Source organism: Pseudomonas sp. Bout1, from assembly GCF_034314165.1.
GTDB lineage: Bacteria > Pseudomonadota > Gammaproteobacteria > Pseudomonadales > Pseudomonadaceae > Aquipseudomonas.
Genome location: NZ_JAVIWK010000001.1, coordinates 2,497,337 through 2,514,340, shown reverse-complemented (window position 1 = coordinate 2,514,340; position 17,004 = coordinate 2,497,337). Strand labels below are relative to the sequence as shown.

Sequence of the window (17,004 nt, the reverse complement as noted above, 5' to 3'; positions counted from 1 at the left end):
CTACCCGTAGCCAATCGGACGGACGATCATCAAGCTGAGCTGGTCGACATCACCCCATTGATCCCTGCCGACTACGAGGCAGAACGAAGCCGCATCCTTTCACCTGCTGAGTTGCTGGAACTGCATAACCGCTTCCAGCAAATGACCCTCGATTACAGCGCCCTCCCCGCCGGTCAAAAGTACGAAGGCATTCGTCCACTAAAGAAAGAAACCCAGCTCGCGCTCTGGATTAGCCTGGGCACGCTGTGCCGGATTGGTGAATTGCTCCAGGCGGAATGGAAAAATATCGATCTGGACCAGCAGACCTGGTTCCTCCCCAGCGAAAACGTCAAAGGCACTCGGGGCAAGAAACAGGACCACCATGTCTTCCTCTCCCCCTTCGCCCTGCATTTCTTTCAGGAGCTCAAGATACTGACGGGAGACTCCCAGTGGTGCTTTCCGAACAAGCAGGACGACGGGCATGTGGACGTAAAGGTGGTGAGTAAACAGGTCGGCGATCGCCAGGCCCGGTTCAAAAACCGCAAGGCCCTCTCAAGAAGGCGTCACGACGACACGCTGGTCCTTGCCGACGGCCAAAACGGCGACTGGACGCCGCATGACCTGCGCCGTACGGGCGCGACCATGATGCAGGCCCTGGGGGTTAGCCTGGACATCATCGACCGTTGCCAAAACCATGTGCTGGCTGGTTCTCGGGTGAGACGCCACTACCTGCATCACGACTATGCCGAAGAGAAGAAGTGTGCCTGGAACCTGTTGGGCGATCGGCTCAGTGCAGTTTTGTCCTCCACTTACGATCATCAACCGACCGAATCAATGATGTCTTTTCAGCGTACGCCGCCACTGGATCACTACCACTTTCATAAGCCGGCATCATTAGTGCTGAGTTCTCATAGATTCGTAGATTACGTCCATGCAGCGACCCAGCACTTCATTAAACAACCAGCGAAAGAGATCGCTGTCGCGAAAACGGCCGTGTGGATTTTTAAAACGTCGAATGATTGGGTATTTCATCTTCAAGGCTCAACCGGCAGAACCAGCGATACGCCATATTCAATGGGCCTTCGCACAATCGCGGCTCTGAGCGAATGCCGTAGCAATAGCCCACGTCCAGCATGCAGATCATCAGTTCAAGATCAATCGACGGACGGACGGCCTATCTAGCTATAGAAATCCGCGAGAAGCGGACATCTAGCGTGAAATCCACGACTGCCATTCTTGGGTCGTGTTTCCCCCGGAACTCGTACCAGAGCCAGTCAAAACTTTGTGCGATAACACATCCAGACAGTGCTCACAGTTTCCTTGGGTGTCCCAGGATCGCGCGTGGATATCGACTGTACTGACCGTGCTAACAAGCAAGGTCAAGCTCCTGCAAAACCTTCCCCCCACTAAGTAGTGGGGTGCAGCCGCGAGGGGGGCTGAGCAGAAGACCCACAGTGACCGCGCACGGGTCCTGGGGTTAAGCCTGATGTTGGCACGCAGGGCTGGGGCGAACGCAACGCTATAGGAGCTTCCAGGTATAACTGAGGACGACGCGATACTCGTCAATATCAGTTCTGTAATTAGACCGCGCTACCGCGTCGCGAAGCCTGATGCCGAATCCCTTGACAGGCCCGCTCTGGAAAACATAAGACATATCGATATCGCGTTCGCTGTCTTTACCTTCATAGCCGCGCCCTGTCTCAACGTTGTTCCCCACGACGTATCTAGTCGAAAACAGCAGGCCCGGTACCCCCACCGCCGCAAAGTCATAGTCGTAACGCACCTGATAAGACACCTCGTCTTGTGATGAAAAGTCATAAGTGGGCAGTTCATTGGCCAAGGGCGCAATATTGGCGAACACCCGGGGGAACGCGGTGTCACCGTACATTCTTTGGTACCCTACGGTCACAGCATGCCCGGACCTTGCCACCCCGAGTGTGCCATACAGAGCGCGGTTATCGACCTTCCCGATTAGGTGATCACCATCTTCAACAGCATCATACTGTGCCAACGTACCGCTTAGTGACCAACGCCCCACTAACTGCTTATGCTTAATGCCAACATAACTCTGCCGGTAAATGTCCTCCAGTTGGGCGTACCAACCACTGACGGTGGTACGTGACTTATTAAAACTATAGTCACCCCCCATATAATTAAAGGCATCACTGGGCGACGCGCGTTGCGGGATATAGCCCAACATGGCGATCAATTTTTCGTCCCCGGCTTCATTTCGAAGGCTAGTCGATTTGATACGCCCGCCTTGAAGGGTCAGTCCAGCAAGTTCGCTACTGGAAAAGGAGACACCCTGATAGGATGGTGGAAGCAACCGAATGTCGCTGAAGGGCAACACGGGAATGTCGGGTTGAAGTTCACCCAGTCTCAGCTCGGTTTTAGAAAACCTGGCTTTTAAGGTTGGCCCCAAACGACTGTAATCGTCGGCAGGGGCCCCGCTATCCTTGATAGACAGCAAGCCCGTCCCTACCCGCCCACGGCCACTATCGAGTTTGAGACCCAAGGTGGCAACAGCATCGATACCAAACCCAACAGTACCTGGGGTATAACCGGATTTGAAATTAAGAATGAAGCCTTGAGCCCACTCTTCAGCCTTGGGTTTCTCGGTCCCACGAATATCTAAGTAGTTGCGTTGAAAGAAGTAATTTCTGGCTTGCAGTGTAGCGGTTGAATCTTTAAAAAAATCCGAATCCTCAGCCCATGCCAAGCCCGGCGCACAAAAATACAGTAACGCCGGCCACACGAGTGGCGCGCAATTTTTGTTGTTCACGATTTCACCCTTTTTATTTTTATAGAATGATCATTGCGTGCAGCTGAAAGCGACGATCAACCCGGCAACTTGAGCACCGTTGAATAATTGATCGTCACTGGATTTCTAAATTACCGCGTCATACAACCAAGAGAGACCGGCATACGCCTGTTCAGGAGTACGGGTGCCGAGCATGTTGTTACGTAGTTCGGCCGCAACTCCCTCGGCGTGGTAGAACTCACCATGAACACGTGCCATGACCTGACAACGGCCCGTGCGAAGGTATCGGCGAGCCTGATAGGCTTTAAAAGCCGACTCAAAATCACCCTGACACTTTTCGATCTCCTGTGCGAGTACGACGCCATCCTCCATCGCCATACACGCCCCTTGTGCAAGGTATTGCAACATGGGATGCGCTGCATCGCCCAGAAGTGTGGTACGTCCCTGACTCCAGTTTTTCACGGGTTCACGATCGCACAATACCCACATCCGCCAGCTTTCAATTTTGGACAGGAGCGTTTGTACGGTGTCACACGTGCCGGCAAACCGACGGCGTAATTCTTCAGGGTCGCCCTCGGTGTTCCAACCCTCTACATAGCGGTCGCTGTGGAAGACTGCCACCAGGTTGAATAGTTTTCCACCTCGAAGCGGGTACTGGACCAGGTGGGACTTTGGCCCCCCCCAAAGAATCATCGAGTTGCGTCGAAACTCAAGCGGCACGTCCTCAATGGGCAACACCGCCCGGTACGCAATGTGCCCGGAGACCACAGGCGCACCGTCACCGACAATTTTCTCTCTGACTTTCGACCACAATCCATCTGCGCCAATCAGTGCGCAACCCCGAATGGTTTCACCTTGGTCAGTGGTCACGCATACGGACAGGCCATCATCTTCGTAGCCCACCACTTTTGTGGCGATCCTGAATTCGACATCAGCGGACTCGCGACACGCGGCCAGAAGAACCGAATGCAGGTCCGCACGATGCACCAAGGCGTAGGGATACTTGAAACGTTCCCGAAACGCTACGCCTGTCGGGATGGTGGTAACCATCTCAGCGCTGACACTGTCCATGAAGATCAAATCATCGGGTAACACGGTCAGTTCGCGTACTTGATCAGCAACGCCGAGCGTCTCCAACACGCGAAAACCGTTAGGGCCCACCTGGATCCCCGCACCGACTTCGCGAAACTCTTCGGCCTGTTCGATCAAGAGCGTTTTGAAGCCCTTATGTGAGAGTGCCAGCGCTGCTGCCAGACCACCAATGCCCCCCCCAATGATTACAATTGGATCTTGTAGGCTCATGACGACACGACCTCGACAACAATTTCACCAATCCCTTCAATTCGTGCTTTGATCTGATCACCGTGAACAATGGGACCCACACCTTCGGGCGTTCCGGTGTACAACAAATCACCCGGCTCAAGTGTGTAATAGGTCGAGGCGAATTCGATCAGCTCTGCCACGTTCATGATCAAATCCCGAGTATTGGCGTGCTGGCGTTTCTCACCATTAACCTCCAGCAGCAACTCCAAGCCCTGTGGGTCGCTGAGCTCATCAGCCGTGACAAGCCATGGCCCCAACACCGAGTAAGTGTCCAACGATTTGCGCAAGCTTCGCTCTTCAGGCCCGCGGATCGTGATGTCCAGGCCAATGCTGTATCCGGCAACATAGGCCAGTGCGTCTTTCGCCTTCACATCCTTGGCACGCTTGCCAATAACAGCGACTAGCTCGATTTCGTGATCGGTACGGCGCTCTGGAAGATTAATCACAATCGGTTTACTGACACCGATCAGCGAGCTGGTAGCTTTCAGGAAGAGGCCCGTCTCCTGGATTTTGCGGACATTGGCACGTGTAAACGTCTCCGTGTCTGCGATGGCTTCATCAAGGTGAGCTTGATAGTTGACAGGCGCAGCCACAATTTTGCCTGGGTTACCGACGGGGCTAAGCAGCTCGACATCGCTTAACTTGAAGACCGCTGCGCTTCCCTTGGCAAGCGAGATTTCGGGGCGTAGCTCGGCCAGGTTAGCGATCAGCAGGTCATGGCGCGGAAACGGATAAAGGGCAGGTGACAAAATACGCAGTGCTTGGGAAACGTCATAGACAATGTCGCCCTCAATCAGGCCCAAACGGTTATCGTTAAACAGACAAATTTTCATGATTTTTCTCCTGGTGTAGTAGTTGCGCTCGGATTGATTTCGCTGCGCCAAAAACCGAGGTGTTCTTGCAACGGTCGATCGGAAAAGCTGAACAGTACGCATTGCTCGTCCACCTCAAAACAACGCCATGCCCAACCCGGAACAACAAATACGTCGTCCTTGCAGGCTGTCCACGTTTGGTCACCGACCTGAACGCGCAGGCTGCCTTCAACCACGCAGCAAACAGCTCCGTCGGTTTCACGAAAGCTCGTGCCCTTGAACCCTGCTGGGAACATCTGCATAAAGGCACCCATCGAGCGAATCGGGGACAGCCCATTCGTTGGGTTGGTAAACATCAGTTTGAAACCGTTGCACGCGTCCCACTCATCGACGAGCGACAACTGTTCAAGCGCTGCACGCGTGCGCGAATAGGGGTAGTGAAAAAGTGGGCTGACGGGGCCGCCGTGGGTGTCGCCTACAGGTCTCAGGCCAGCGGCGAATCGCGCATTGGAGTCGCCTGTCGGGCGTGTCAGGGCCTGACGTAGATTCGGGTCATCAGCAGAGAAACCGGCGTTGAGCATTTGCACAACAGGCACATCCAGGCCGTCCAGCCACATCACAGGTTCCGTGCCCTGCGCACCATGGTCATGAAAAACGTTCGTGGGCGTGATGACAAAGTCACCCGGGTTCATTAGTACCTTTTCGCCATGCACCGTAGTGAACCCACCCTGGCCACTTAAAATCAGTCTTAGCGCAGACGCCGTATGGCGATGACTGGGGGCGACCTCCCCGGGCAGGATCATTTGAATACCCGCATAGAGGGATGACGTTATCTGCGACTTGCCCCGAAACTTAGGGTTTTCTAGGACAAGCACACGGCGCTCCGCATCTTCGGCGGAGATGACCTCACAGGCCATTTTCATATTTTGGCGAATGGTTTCGGCGCGCCAGATTACGGGGTCCGCCGTCTGCTTGGGCTCGCGCGGGGTAAGCCCGCGCAATACCTCCCAGAGGGGCGTCATGTTGTCATGGGCAATGTGATCTCTAAAGGCATTGTTACTCACAAATATCTCCTTACCTATCTATCGAACTTCGTTCAGCCGTGCATCGCTACGGTCTTGGTTTTCGGTCCGTGCGATGTGGCGACGGACGAGGGTCAGCGCGACAAAAAGAATCAACATCATGGCTGCTATAAAACCGAAGAACCGAGTGCCTGTGCTGGCAAGAATCCAGGGGCCGATGAAAGCGCTCAGCACCGCGCCCAGCCGTCCGAAAGCTGCGGGCAAACCGACGCCACTTGCACGCATTGAGGTAGGGAATATCTGCGCCGCCAGCACGAATAGGATTGCTTGTGTGCCCGGTACGCAGAGGCCGAGCAGCAGCAGGCTAACGGTGATGATAGGGAGCGAATTCGCAGCAGGTTGCAACGGCGTTACCATCAGCGCAGCGCAGCAGGCCAACGCCCCCGCCGCCATGCAGAGCATGGTTTTGCGCGAACCGAAGCGACTGAACAGCCAGCCGCCGCCCACCCCTCCAATCAGGCCACCGAGGCTGAACAACGCCATACTTGCGCTGGACATACTGACGCTGTAACCGGCCTCGACGAACAGGGAGGGGGACCAGGTAAACATGAGGTAGCTAGACAGAATCACGGTAAAGAAAGCGACCGCCAGCACCCGTGTGTCGCCGGCATATTCGCTGGCCATTAACGTTCGCACCGAAGCCTTCTTGACTGCAGCCGCTTCGCCGCTGTCCTCCAACGTGGTGGTCAATGACACCGCATGCCCCAGGTGGCGAATGATGTTCAGGCACGCTGCCGGCTTGATGCCGCGCGCCACCAGAAATCTCAGCGACTCTGGGACGCCAATGATCAGCGTCAGCGCGACGATCAACGGCGCACACCCCGCAATCACGAAAAAACTGCGCCAGCCAAGGGCAGGAAGAATTTGCGCCCCTAACAGGCCAACAACGATACCGCCAAAAGGCAACGCGCTCATCCCGATGGCGAGGGCAAGGCTGCGCCGGCGCAAAGGTGTGTACTCAGCCAGCATTGCCGTGACGTTAGGCATGGCTGCTCCCATGCCCAACGATGCAATCACTCGGCAGACGCCCAGAAAGACGATGTCATCGGCGAGCGCGCCCAATAACGTCATCAGGCCAAACGTTACGCTGGACGCGATGAGGGTCCATTTTCTGCCGATGCGGTCGCCCAACAGGCCCCCGAGGGCCGTCCCCAGTGCCATGGCCACGAAACTGAATCCAAGCACCGGTGCAAAGGCTGCGCGGCTGATACCCCATTCGGCTGAAATGGAGGACAGCGACAGGCTAAGCACCTGCGCGTCCACGCCATCGAACACCATGACGAGGGCGACCAAGAAGAGAATTCGCTTTTGATAGGACGTCCACTCTCCGTGATCGAGAATAGGGGCGATGTCGAGGACGGGGGACGATGGCTGCGCTAGCTGGCTCATGATGGAACCCTCACACCTTAAGGTGTTTTGTATTATTTGTTGTAATACGATAATTATGTTTTTTCCAAAAAGTGTCAACGCTTTTATCTTATGGCGCTATTTTTGTTTTTACTCACCTCGTGGTCGAGCTTGGCGGTAACATGCGGGCTCCGTCAAGCACACCTATCTAAGGGGGCAGGGTTGATAAAGCAGCAGGTAACCGGCGCGTCAGCCATGCAAGTCTCAGGCGCAGAAGATCCCAAAGGCAGCTCCCAGGATCGCTTGATGCGCCTGCTCGAATTGTTCAGTGGAGACAGCAAATCTGATTGGTCTGTGGACGAAGCGGCGATCGAGTTAGGACTATCGGCGAGCCATACGTACCGTTACTTTCGAACCCTGTCGGGTGCCGGATACATCAGCGCCTTTACCCCGGGGCGCTACGTGCTGGGCCCAGCAATCATCGCGTTGGATAGAAAAATGCGGTTGGGTGATCCGATGATCCAGGCTGCAAGGTTGGTCATGGGTGACATGCTGAATGCGGCCCCCGCTGACAGCATCGCGATTTTATGCCGGTACTTCCAAGAGCACGTCATGTGCGTGCATGAGGAGTTCACCACCCGTTTCAAGCAAGACATCAGCTATGAGCGCGGCCTCCCAAGGCCCCTTTACCAAGGCGCAGCCTCAAAGGTCATCCTGGCGCACCTGCCATTGCGCCAGGTCAAACCCTACTACGAAGGCGTAACGGGCGAATTCGAGCGCTTTGGCCTTGGGGCCAATTGGGCGCAAGTCAAGCAGACACTGAGATCGCTGAGAAACGAGTCCGTAGTCATCACTTCAGGCGAATTGGGCAATAGCGCTGCGGGTATTTCAGCCGCCGTTTTTGACGATAAACGGGTGATCGGCAGCATCAGCATCGTGATACCCGTCGTCGATGCCTCCCCGGAAGTCAGAACACTGCTCGCGCCTATTGTTGCGAAGGCCGGGGCCGAGATGACGCAGAAAATGACGGTGTTGGCGTCTTCTGGATCATGAAATACACAACGCCGTCAGCTCTCTGGAAACAGCCAAGGCTCGGTGGCGCGTCGCTTGCTTTCGTATAAGCGCACGTCGTCGGCTTGAGCGAGCGTCAGGCTGATTTCATCGAGCCCCAACATCACGCATTTTTTGCGGAATGCATCGATCTCGAAACGGTAGATCACGCCCTCAGGCTGGGAAACGGTTTGGTCCGCTAGATTGATCTCAAGTTGCAACGCAGCATCACGGGCCGCGAGTGAGAACAGGTGATCCATTTCATCCTTGGTCAACACGATGGGCAGCACGCCGTTCTTAAGGCAGTTGCCATAAAAAATATCTGCGAAACTGGTGCTGAGCAGCGCTTTGAACCCGAAATCACGCAAGGCCCACGGCGCGTGCTCGCGGCTCGAACCACAACCGAAATTATCTCGGCACAGCAGGATTTGCGCTGACTTGAACCGGGGCTGGTTGAGCATGAACTGCTCGTTGAGCGGTCGTACCGAGCAGTCGTCCCCAGGTTGGCCTTGGTCTAGATAACGCCAGTTATCGAACAGGTAATCGCCATAGCCATATTTGCTGATCAATTTCATGAATTGCTTCGGTAAAATGGCGTCCGTGTCCACATTGATTCGATCAAGCGGCGCCGCTACTGCACAAAACTGCTTGAATGGTTTCACGGCCTTTCAACTCCTTATCTGGGCAGCGGTTATATCAACGAAATGTCCTGCCAGGGCCGCCGCTGCTGCAGTGACCGGGCTCACGAGGTGAGTTCTGCCACCCTGCCCCTGACGCCCCTCGAAATTGCGATTGGACGTAGATGCACAACGCTCCCCAGGGAGCAGCCGGTCCTCGTTCATTCCCAAGCACATCGAACAACCGGGCTCGCGCCATTCAAACCCAGCGTCGATGAATATCCTGTCCAAGCCCTCGGCTTCAGCCATGGCTTTGACCTGTCCTGATCCCGGCACCACCAATGCTTGTTTGATACGCGTGGATACTTTTTGACCGACTACAACCTGGGCAGCTGCCCGCAGGTCCTCGATGCGTGCATTGGTGCAGGAGCCTATGAAAATCTTGTCGAGCTCGATTGAAACGATGGCTGTGCCCGCTGTAATCCCCATATAGTCGAGCGCGCTGACCAAGGCCTGACGTTTAGCGGGGTCTACTTCGTCCGCGGGGTCGGGCACCTTTTCTAGAACATCGCACACCATTTGCGGAGAAGTTCCCCATGAAACTTGAGGGGCAACTTTTGCTGCATCCAGGTTCACCACCTGTTGGAAAATTGCCCCAGGGTCGCTGTGAAGCGTGCGCCAAAACGTAGCGGCGGCCTCCCAGCCTGCGTCTCGCGGCGCATGAGGTCGGCCGTGCAGGTAGGCCAGTGTGGTCTCGTCTACACCGATCAGCCCGACGCGAGCTCCGGCTTCGATTGCCATATTGCAAAGGGTCATCCGCGCTTCCATGGACATGCTACTGACCGTGCTGCCCGTGAACTCGATTGCATGACCGGTGGCCCCCGCAGTACCGATTTTGCGAATCAAGCTCAGGGCCAAGTCTTTTGCGGTCACGAACGGCTGCAATTCGCCGTCGATCTGAACCTTCATCGCCGCCATGGGTGAAACACGCAGGCACTGGGTGGCGAGAACGTGCTCGATCTCGGAAGTGCCGATGCCAAATGCCAAGGCCGCGAAAGCACCATGGGTACTGGTATGAGAGTCGCCACAGACGATGGTCATTCCCGGAAGACTGGCGCCAGATTCAGGCGCGATGACATGCAAAATGCCCTGCCTTTGATCACCCATTTTAAAGTGGCGCAGGTTCAGGTCATCGCAGTTACGCTCAAGCGTCTGAACCTGAATTTTCGCTACCGGATCCTGAATGCCCAGAGCCAAGTCCCTAGTCGGCACATTGTGGTCCGAGGTGGCGATGATCGTGCCGCTTCGCCAAGGGTTCAGCCCCGCTGCCGATAAACCTTCAAAAGCCTGGGGGCTGGTGACTTCATTGATCAACTGCAGATCAATGTAAAGCATCGCCGAACCGTCCGGGTCATGACGTACGACGTGCGTTTCCCAGAGTTTTTGCAGCAGCGTTTTGGGCACTGGAGGCTCCTCTTGTCAGATCGATCATTACGGAACTGCCTGGCCGGATTGTAGGCAAGCTTGCTCAGACAATATAGAGCGCTTTTATCGTAATGCGCTATTTTTGATTTTTAAAGAGTGGCAAAGTACTATGTGTTGTCCAACTGTACTGTTCAGATTTGTAAAATCTGAACAGCGAAAGCGCCCGCTTAAACGATTCCTGATCTCGGCTCTTGATAGCGATGTCTGATAGGCAGTGCGCTATCCCCCCTCAATACTCATCCGTTCAAGAGCGATCCGCAGTGGGTAAATATGACAACTAAAAGCTTTGACGTGCTGATTGTAGGAAGTGGTGCAGCCGGATGCGTGGTGGCCAGTTATCTGGCCGAGAACAGTCGGGCCAGCATTGCCGTGATCGAAGCCGGCGGCAAGGATTCCGACCCGCTGATCCATATTCCAGCCGGCTTCGGCACCATCCTGGCCAAGGATAAACACGTGTGGACCCATTCCACCGTCGCCCAGCATGGTACTGAGCGACGCTTTCGCTCCGGCAAGGTGTTGGGGGGAGGCACGTCGGTAAATGCCATGGCGTATGTGCGTGGCCAAAAACGCGACTTCGATGCGTGGGACGAAGCCACCGCAGGCGACGGGGACTGGAATCACGCCAGCATGTGGCGTGCCTTCATCGAGCAAGAAAAAAACGACACGTTCCATGATGAACATCATGGCACCCAAGGCAATCTGGCCGTGCAGCTGCCCAAAGGGATCAACGAACTGAACCAGTATTGCCTGAAGGCATTTCAGGAATACGGCCTGCCCTACAATCCGGATTACAACGGCGCCAGCCAGATCGGTGTGTCACCGGTGCAATCGAACATCGAGAACAGTCGCCGTTGCAGTGCCGTAGTCGCGCACCTGCGCCGTCATCTGGAGAGTGGCCGCGTCACCTTGCTGGCGAACACAACGGTCACTCGGGTGCTGATCGATAGCCACCGCGCGGTAGGGGTCGAAATACTCCAGGGCGGGACTACGCAGCAAATCCAGGGCAAGCAGGTCATACTGAGCGCCGGGGCGGTACACAGCCCGAAGATTCTCATGCATTCCGGCATAGGCCCCAAGACCCAGTTGCAGGAATTCGGCATTGAGGTGATGGTCGATTCCCCCGGCGTGGGCGAAAACCTACATGACCACCCTATCGTACCGCTCAGCGCCTATGTGAAAGGGAACTTGGGCTATCAAAGCGTTGCCCAGGGCCTTGGGACGCTGAAGGCAGGGATCCGCTACATCCTGACCAAAGACGGCCCTGCCGCAGGCAGCGGTATCGAGACGGTCAGCTATTGGGATCCCCTGAACTTACAGGGCGACCCTACCGTTCAGTGCTATCACGTACCAATCATTTCCAAAGACGGCTTGAGCCCTACCGGTACGCGCCCCGGCGTGACCTTCGAGTTAGTGGTGCTTCAGCCTAAAAGCCGCGGCTGGGTACGTTTGGCTGACGCTGACCCTACCTCTATGCCGCTGATCAACCCAAATTTCATCGGCCACGAATACGATTTGAAAGTGGCCGTTGAGTCGGTGAAAGCCATGCGCCATGTCCTGACTCAGGAATCGCTAGCGCCGGTGATCGACGAAGAGGTCTCACCGGGTCCCAGCGTGCAATCCGATGAGCAGATTGGCGAATGGGTCAAACGCGTCGCCACCACCATGTGGCACCCGGTCGGCACCTGTCGCATGGGCAAGGACGAAGGTGCCGTCGTTGATGGTCGCCTGCGTGTGAAAGGGGTGGAGCATCTGCGTGTCATCGATGCCTCGATCATGCCCAACATTACTAGCGGCAACACCAACGCGCCCACTCAGGCGCTGGCCCTGCACGCTGCCAAAATGCTCTGTGAAGATTACTTTCGCTGATCTGCGTGACGCTCATAAACATCCACTGAATTCGATAAGGTGACAACCCATGAACTATCCAAGCTCCGAGTCCATCGATGCAGTATTCGAGTCGCAGCGTGCCTATTTCGCCTCCCGCCAAACCCACCCCATCGAGTTTCGCAAACACAGCCTGGAGCGCCTGAAACAGGCAGTGCTCAATCACAAAGAGGCACTGTACGTCGCACTGGACGAAGATTTAGGAAAACCCAAGGCCGATGTGGACCTCGCGGAGATCGGCGCAGTCCTCCACGAAATCGATTTCGCCCTCGCCCACCTTGACGAGTGGGCGACACCAGAAACGGTACCCACCGCAGACCTGATTGCGCCGTCCCAGTGCTATGTCACGCAAGAGCCCTTTGGCGTTACTTACATCATCGGGCCGTTTAACTACCCCGTAAACCTGACGCTGACGCCGCTGATAGGCGCAATCATTGGCGGCAACACTTGCATCCTTAAGCCCTCCGAAACCACCCCCAACACTTCACTGGTCCTCGAGAAAATCATTCAGGAAGCGTTCTCTCCCAATTACATAGCTGTGGTTCAGGGTGGACGCGATGAGAATACTCACCTGCTGAGCTTGCCGTTCGATTTCATCTTTTTCACGGGCAGCCCTAACGTCGGCAAGATAGTGATGCAGGCAGCCGCCGCGCACCTCACACCAGTGATCCTGGAACTAGGCGGCAAGTGCCCTTTGATTGCCCTGGCCGATGCCGATGTCGATCTGGTGGTGTCGCAGCTGATGTTTGGCAAGTTCATCAACAGCGGCCAGACCTGCATCGCACCGGATTACTTGTACGTCCACAGCAGCATCAAGGATGAACTGCTAACTCGCCTGACGCAGCGCATTCAGCAGGACCTGCCCGACATAGGTTCCACGGGAAAAGTCGTCACGAGCCAACAAGTATCGCGTCTTCAAAACTTGTTGAGCAAGAGCGCGGGCAAGGTGCTGGTCGGCGGCGATGCAGACCCAGAACGGCGCGTATTCAGCGCCACCGTGGTCGACCAAGTGCAATGGGACGATGCGCTGATGGCCGAAGAGCTCTTTGGGCCCATTTTGCCGGTGCTGACTTTTGATTCGGTGGATAATGCAGTCGATCTCATCAATCAACATCACTCCAAACCACTGGCCGTGTATGTGTTCACAGGCCACACAGCCAATGCCAACCCCGTCATCGACCACATTCAAGCCGGCGATGCTCAGGTCAACGGCGTGCTGGTGCACGCGTTTTCGCCATACCTGCCGTTCGGTGGGGTGGGCGGTTCAGGGATGGGCGAATATCACGGCCGATACAGCTACCTGGCATTTACCCACAAAAAGTCTGTACGGATAGTTGAGTCTGGCAAGCCGGTATAAATAAAACACCAACTCCGCGAACCTGAGGCAGGTCAACGGCAGGTATTCTTTGCAATCCTGCCTTGATCGCGCGACCACATAAACCGTGACGAGCTCAACATAAACAACTGCATGTACCTCAGTACCAACACTCCATAAGAATTCGTACTCACAACCCGGAGACAGCAATAACACCAAAGGCTAGCATTCTATTAACCCTTAATAAGACACCCCTATTAGCCTTCGGGAGATACATCATGTGGAACAATAGCAGCCCCTTTTTACAAGGTATTCGCCAACCCCTCTCCAACGAAATCATCGCCAATGAACTTCGCATAGAAGGTACTGTGCCGCCTGAACTTGAGGGCGTGCTTTTTCGAACCGGATCCAACCAGCGTTGGGAGCCTGCTCGCCCTGACCGATACCACTGGTTCGACGGAGATGGCATGGTTCATGGGTTTTATATCAGCAACGGCGCTGTCAACTACCGCAATAAATGGGTGCGCACCGAGGGTTTCAAGGAAGAAGAAGCAGCCGGTAGATCGCTCTACAACGGTATTTACGGGTCTTACGAAGTAGCTCAACCACAGCTTGAAAAGGGGCCGGCTGCCGTCAAGCAAGTAGCCAACGTCAATGTCGTGGAAATCGACGGACGCGTATTGGCTCTGCAAGAGGCGGGTAGACACTATTATGAACTTGACCGAAACACCCTGGAAACCATTGGTACCTTTGATTTCCACGGCGCAATTGATGCACTGGTTACCGCGCATATCCATACCGACGCCGCAAAAAATGAACTACTATTGTATACGGTCGAACCCGAAACCCGCCGATTCGTCTGTGCACTGGCTGACAAAAAAGGGAACATCCTGAAACAGCACGTCGTTACACTTGACGCCCCCGCCTATATTCACGACTTCATGTTCACTGAAAATCATTTTGTCTTCTTCTTTGGGCCCATCAACTGGCGTCCAGAATCACCCGACCGAGTTCCTGCAGGCAAATCTGCGTGGACGTTTGACCCAAAGCAGAGCAATCGAACCCTGGTGGTCCATCGGCAGACCGGTGCAACTCAATGGTTCACCGATGAAGCTTACCAAACCACACACTTCGTCAACGCCTACGAGGAAGATGGCAAAATAATCGTCGACGGCTGCGTCAGTGACCTCCAGTTTGTCGATGATATAAAAGTCGAGAATTTCTTTCCGTTTCCTTTTCCTGACGCTGGACGCTCGCCGTTCACACCTCCCGCGCTGTACCGCTGGACCCTGGATCTCGATGCCGGTCAGATGACACGAGCACGGGTCGGAAATTTCTCCGTCGAATTTCCTAGGATCAATGAAAAACTCCTGGGTGCAAAACACCAATACGGCTACTTTGCCGGTGTACACCAGCCCAAAAGTGACAGCCACGATTTCAATTGCCTGATAAAGCACGATTTTATTTCAGGCAAAACCGAGTACCAAACACTGGAAGGTGACAGGGACGTGTCCCCTGCCGAGCCGATATTCGTGGCCAAACCCGATGCGGTGAGTGAAGACGATGGTTGGTTGCTGGTCGTCTGGTGGGATCCCCAGACAAACAAAAGCGAACTGGTGATCCACGACGCGAGCGACTTCACGGGCGCACCATTGGCACGGGTAAAGCTGGATCATCATATACCGCTGGGTTTTCATGGGAACTGGATCCCATAACCCACCGGTAGAGGTCTAGCCGAGCGTTCTGGCAACAGCAACGCACAACTGACTGCCCTGCAAATAACGTATCGCTGCAGGGCAGTCTTTGTATGAAGGAACGCCCCTTTCAAGGGGCATTCATGCCATACGATCAGTCCACTAAAACCCTGACCTTAAAACGGATAAGCGCGACGTTTGTGTTGCACCGAGATCCAGTGATCGCTGGTCAGCTCCGCGATGATCCAATCGCTGTTGAATCGCCCGATACCACTGTTTTTCTCGCCGCCAAACATGTTGTTCGGATCATCATTGACCGAGATGTCGTTGATGTGAGTCATGCCGGCTTCGATCTGTTGAGCGAAACGCAGGCCTCGACCTTCATCCTTGGTGAACACCGCAGACGACAAGCCGAACTCGGTCTGGTTGGCCAACTCCAGCGCATGTGCCTCGTCACGCGCAGTGATGATCGGCGCTACAGGACAAAATTGCTCAGCCTGGGCCAAGTCACTCATGTTATCGACATTGACGAACACATGAGGCGGCAGTACCTACCCGTGTGCAGCGCCACCGAGCAACAACTCGATGCTTTCGGCTTTCGCCGCCTCGATCCGGGCCACTGCGCCCTCCAACTGGCGACGGTTGATCAGCGGGCCAATGACTGTATCTGCAAGGTCAGGATCGCCGACTTTCAACTGGCGAACGCGCTCGACAAACGCTTCGACGAAATCCTTTTGCAACGAGGCGTCGACGATAATCCGGTTACTGCTCATGCAGATTTGACCTTGGTGCAGGAAGCGCCCCACAACGGCGGCGTGCACCGCCAGATCGAGGTCCGCGTCATCAAGCACCACACACGGAGCATTCCCACCCAACTCCAACCCGACTCGCTTGAGCGTCGGGCCTGTGACTGCCAACGCGCCCAATGTGCCGCCCGACCCGAGTCGATCCCGTGAAGAAGATGAATTTTGGAATCGGGTGCAGGGTAAAGGCATCACCCAAATCAGCCACGTCTCCCACGACCACGTTCAAAACTCCCGGCGGAAAACCAGCCTCTTCGTAAATTTTCGCCAACAACAAACCACCGGTCACCGGCGTATCGTTGGCAGGCTTCACGACGACGGCGTTACCGAGTGCCAGCGCCGGTGCGATAGACCGATTGGAAAGGTGCATCGGCCAGTTCCAGGGACTGATAACCCCGACCACACCCAGTGGTTTACGGTAAACGCGGCTTTCTTTGTCGGGGGTGTCGATTGGCAGAATGCGGCCGACGACTCTCGAAGGCATGGCCGCGGCCGTGATCATGGTCGAACGTACCGCTGACCACTCGATTTCGGCTTTGGTACGCGTGCTGCCTGACTCACGAATCAATCAGTCGACAATTTCTTCGTGCCTGGCTTCCAGTACGCTAACGGCGCGCATGAACAAGGCTGAGCGCTCATTAGGTAACGTCTGCGCCCATGCTTTCTGCGCGGTTGCTGCCGCCTGGTAGGCGTCGTCGAGGTCGCTAACATCACCCAGCGAAAGCTCGGTCAGCAGGGCGTTGTCATAAGGGTTGCGGTTCTCCAGGACCTTGCGCGTACTTCCGGAACGCCAGGCCCCGGCGATGTATTGGCCAGTAAAGTTTTGCCACGGTGTTGGGCGGTCAGACATGG

At 55.4% G+C, this 17,004-nt stretch carries 11 protein-coding genes and 3 pseudogenes; 5 read left to right on the top strand and 9 right to left on the bottom strand.

Annotation, left to right across the window (positions count from 1 at the left end; all coding sequences use genetic code 11):
- Positions 1 to 36 precede the first annotated feature (36 nt).
- Positions 37 to 863 (top strand): annotated as a pseudogene (locus RGV33_RS11585) (site-specific integrase); the annotation flags it as partial.
- Positions 864 to 909: 46 nt separating this feature from the next.
- Here the strand turns inward: RGV33_RS11585 and RGV33_RS11580 are convergent.
- The 6 genes and pseudogenes from RGV33_RS11580 to RGV33_RS11555 all read right to left on the bottom strand — a co-directional run.
- Positions 910 to 1,147: pseudogene (locus RGV33_RS11580) on the bottom strand (transposase); the annotation flags it as partial.
- 351 nt (positions 1,148 to 1,498) lie between these two features.
- Positions 1,499 to 2,761 carry an OprD family porin gene (locus RGV33_RS11575; protein ID WP_416152066.1) on the bottom strand — a complete coding sequence of 421 codons (1,263 nt, stop codon included), beginning with the start codon at positions 2,759 to 2,761 and terminating at the stop codon, positions 1,499 to 1,501.
- Between the two features lie 105 nt (positions 2,762 to 2,866).
- Positions 2,867 to 4,042 (bottom strand): 3-hydroxybenzoate 6-monooxygenase, encoded by a 1,176-nt coding sequence (locus RGV33_RS11570; RefSeq protein WP_169868529.1) that lies wholly within the window; start codon positions 4,040 to 4,042, stop codon positions 2,867 to 2,869.
- Positions 4,039 to 4,896 (bottom strand): fumarylacetoacetate hydrolase family protein, encoded by an 858-nt coding sequence (locus tag RGV33_RS11565; protein WP_169868530.1) that lies wholly within the window; start codon positions 4,894 to 4,896, stop codon positions 4,039 to 4,041. Before RGV33_RS11565 ends, RGV33_RS11570 begins: the two co-directional genes overlap by 4 nt.
- Entirely contained in the window at positions 4,893 to 5,939 is a 1,047-nt protein-coding gene (locus tag RGV33_RS11560) for a cupin domain-containing protein (RefSeq protein ID WP_322144346.1), read from the bottom strand. The genes RGV33_RS11565 and RGV33_RS11560 overlap by 4 nt, the downstream gene beginning before the upstream one ends.
- Before the next feature lie 18 nt (positions 5,940 to 5,957).
- The gene (locus tag RGV33_RS11555; protein WP_169868532.1) at positions 5,958 to 7,346 is read right to left on the bottom strand and encodes an MFS transporter; all 1,389 of its coding nucleotides are present in this window, start codon (positions 7,344 to 7,346) and stop codon (positions 5,958 to 5,960) included.
- A gap of 264 nt (positions 7,347 to 7,610) precedes the next feature.
- Between RGV33_RS11555 and RGV33_RS11550 the strand changes: the two genes are divergently transcribed.
- A complete protein-coding gene (locus RGV33_RS11550; protein WP_032904489.1) occupies positions 7,611 to 8,357 on the top strand; it encodes an IclR family transcriptional regulator in 747 nt (248 codons plus the stop codon).
- Positions 8,358 to 8,371: 14 nt separating this feature from the next.
- Here RGV33_RS11550 and leuD read toward each other — a convergent pair whose 3' ends face one another.
- Together leuD and leuC are read right to left on the bottom strand one after the other, a co-directional pair.
- Positions 8,372 to 9,016: a 3-isopropylmalate dehydratase small subunit gene (leuD, locus tag RGV33_RS11545; protein WP_020300862.1), complete on the bottom strand. Its 645-nt coding sequence runs from the start codon at positions 9,014 to 9,016 to the stop codon at positions 8,372 to 8,374.
- A 6-nt stretch (positions 9,017 to 9,022) separates the two neighbouring features.
- Complete coding sequence (gene leuC / locus RGV33_RS11540; RefSeq protein WP_020300863.1) at positions 9,023 to 10,435, bottom strand: 3-isopropylmalate dehydratase large subunit; 1,413 nt, start codon at positions 10,433 to 10,435, stop codon at positions 9,023 to 9,025.
- Positions 10,436 to 10,726: 291 nt separating this feature from the next.
- Between leuC and RGV33_RS11535 the strand changes: the two genes are divergently transcribed.
- The 3 genes from RGV33_RS11535 to RGV33_RS11525 all read left to right on the top strand — a co-directional run bounded on the left by RGV33_RS11535 (position 10,727) and on the right by RGV33_RS11525 (position 15,370).
- Positions 10,727 to 12,322, top strand: a complete 1,596-nt coding sequence (locus RGV33_RS11535) for a GMC family oxidoreductase (protein ID WP_032904492.1) — start codon at positions 10,727 to 10,729, stop codon at positions 12,320 to 12,322.
- Positions 12,323 to 12,371: 49 nt separating this feature from the next.
- On the top strand, positions 12,372 to 13,697 hold the full coding sequence (gene mdlD, locus RGV33_RS11530; RefSeq protein WP_020300865.1) for an NAD(P)-dependent benzaldehyde dehydrogenase MdlD: 1,326 nt from the start codon (positions 12,372 to 12,374) through the stop codon (positions 13,695 to 13,697).
- Positions 13,698 to 13,933: 236 nt separating this feature from the next.
- Entirely contained in the window at positions 13,934 to 15,370 is a 1,437-nt protein-coding gene (locus RGV33_RS11525; RefSeq protein WP_090406405.1) for a carotenoid oxygenase family protein, read from the top strand.
- Between the two features lie 155 nt (positions 15,371 to 15,525).
- On the opposite strand, the pseudogene RGV33_RS11520 reads toward RGV33_RS11525, so the two are convergent.
- Positions 15,526 to 17,002: pseudogene (locus RGV33_RS11520) on the bottom strand (aldehyde dehydrogenase family protein).
- Positions 17,003 to 17,004: the final 2 nt, after the last annotated feature.

What these genes read in the sequence shown, in the direction of transcription:
- RGV33_RS11570 (WP_169868529.1), bottom strand. Translation starts at nt 4,042, where the DNA reads ATGAGCCTACAAGATCCAATTGTAATCATTGGGGGGGGCATTGGTGGT.
- mdlD (WP_020300865.1), top strand. Translation starts at nt 12,372, where the DNA reads ATGAACTATCCAAGCTCCGAGTCCATCGATGCAGTATTCGAGTCGCAG.
- RGV33_RS11555 (WP_169868532.1), bottom strand. Translation starts at nt 7,346, where the DNA reads ATGAGCCAGCTAGCGCAGCCATCGTCCCCCGTCCTCGACATCGCCCCT.
- RGV33_RS11550 (WP_032904489.1), top strand. Translation starts at nt 7,611, where the DNA reads ATGCGCCTGCTCGAATTGTTCAGTGGAGACAGCAAATCTGATTGGTCT.
- RGV33_RS11525 (WP_090406405.1), top strand. Translation starts at nt 13,934, where the DNA reads ATGTGGAACAATAGCAGCCCCTTTTTACAAGGTATTCGCCAACCCCTC.
- RGV33_RS11565 (WP_169868530.1), bottom strand. Translation starts at nt 4,896, where the DNA reads ATGAAAATTTGTCTGTTTAACGATAACCGTTTGGGCCTGATTGAGGGC.
- RGV33_RS11535 (WP_032904492.1), top strand. Translation starts at nt 10,727, where the DNA reads ATGACAACTAAAAGCTTTGACGTGCTGATTGTAGGAAGTGGTGCAGCC.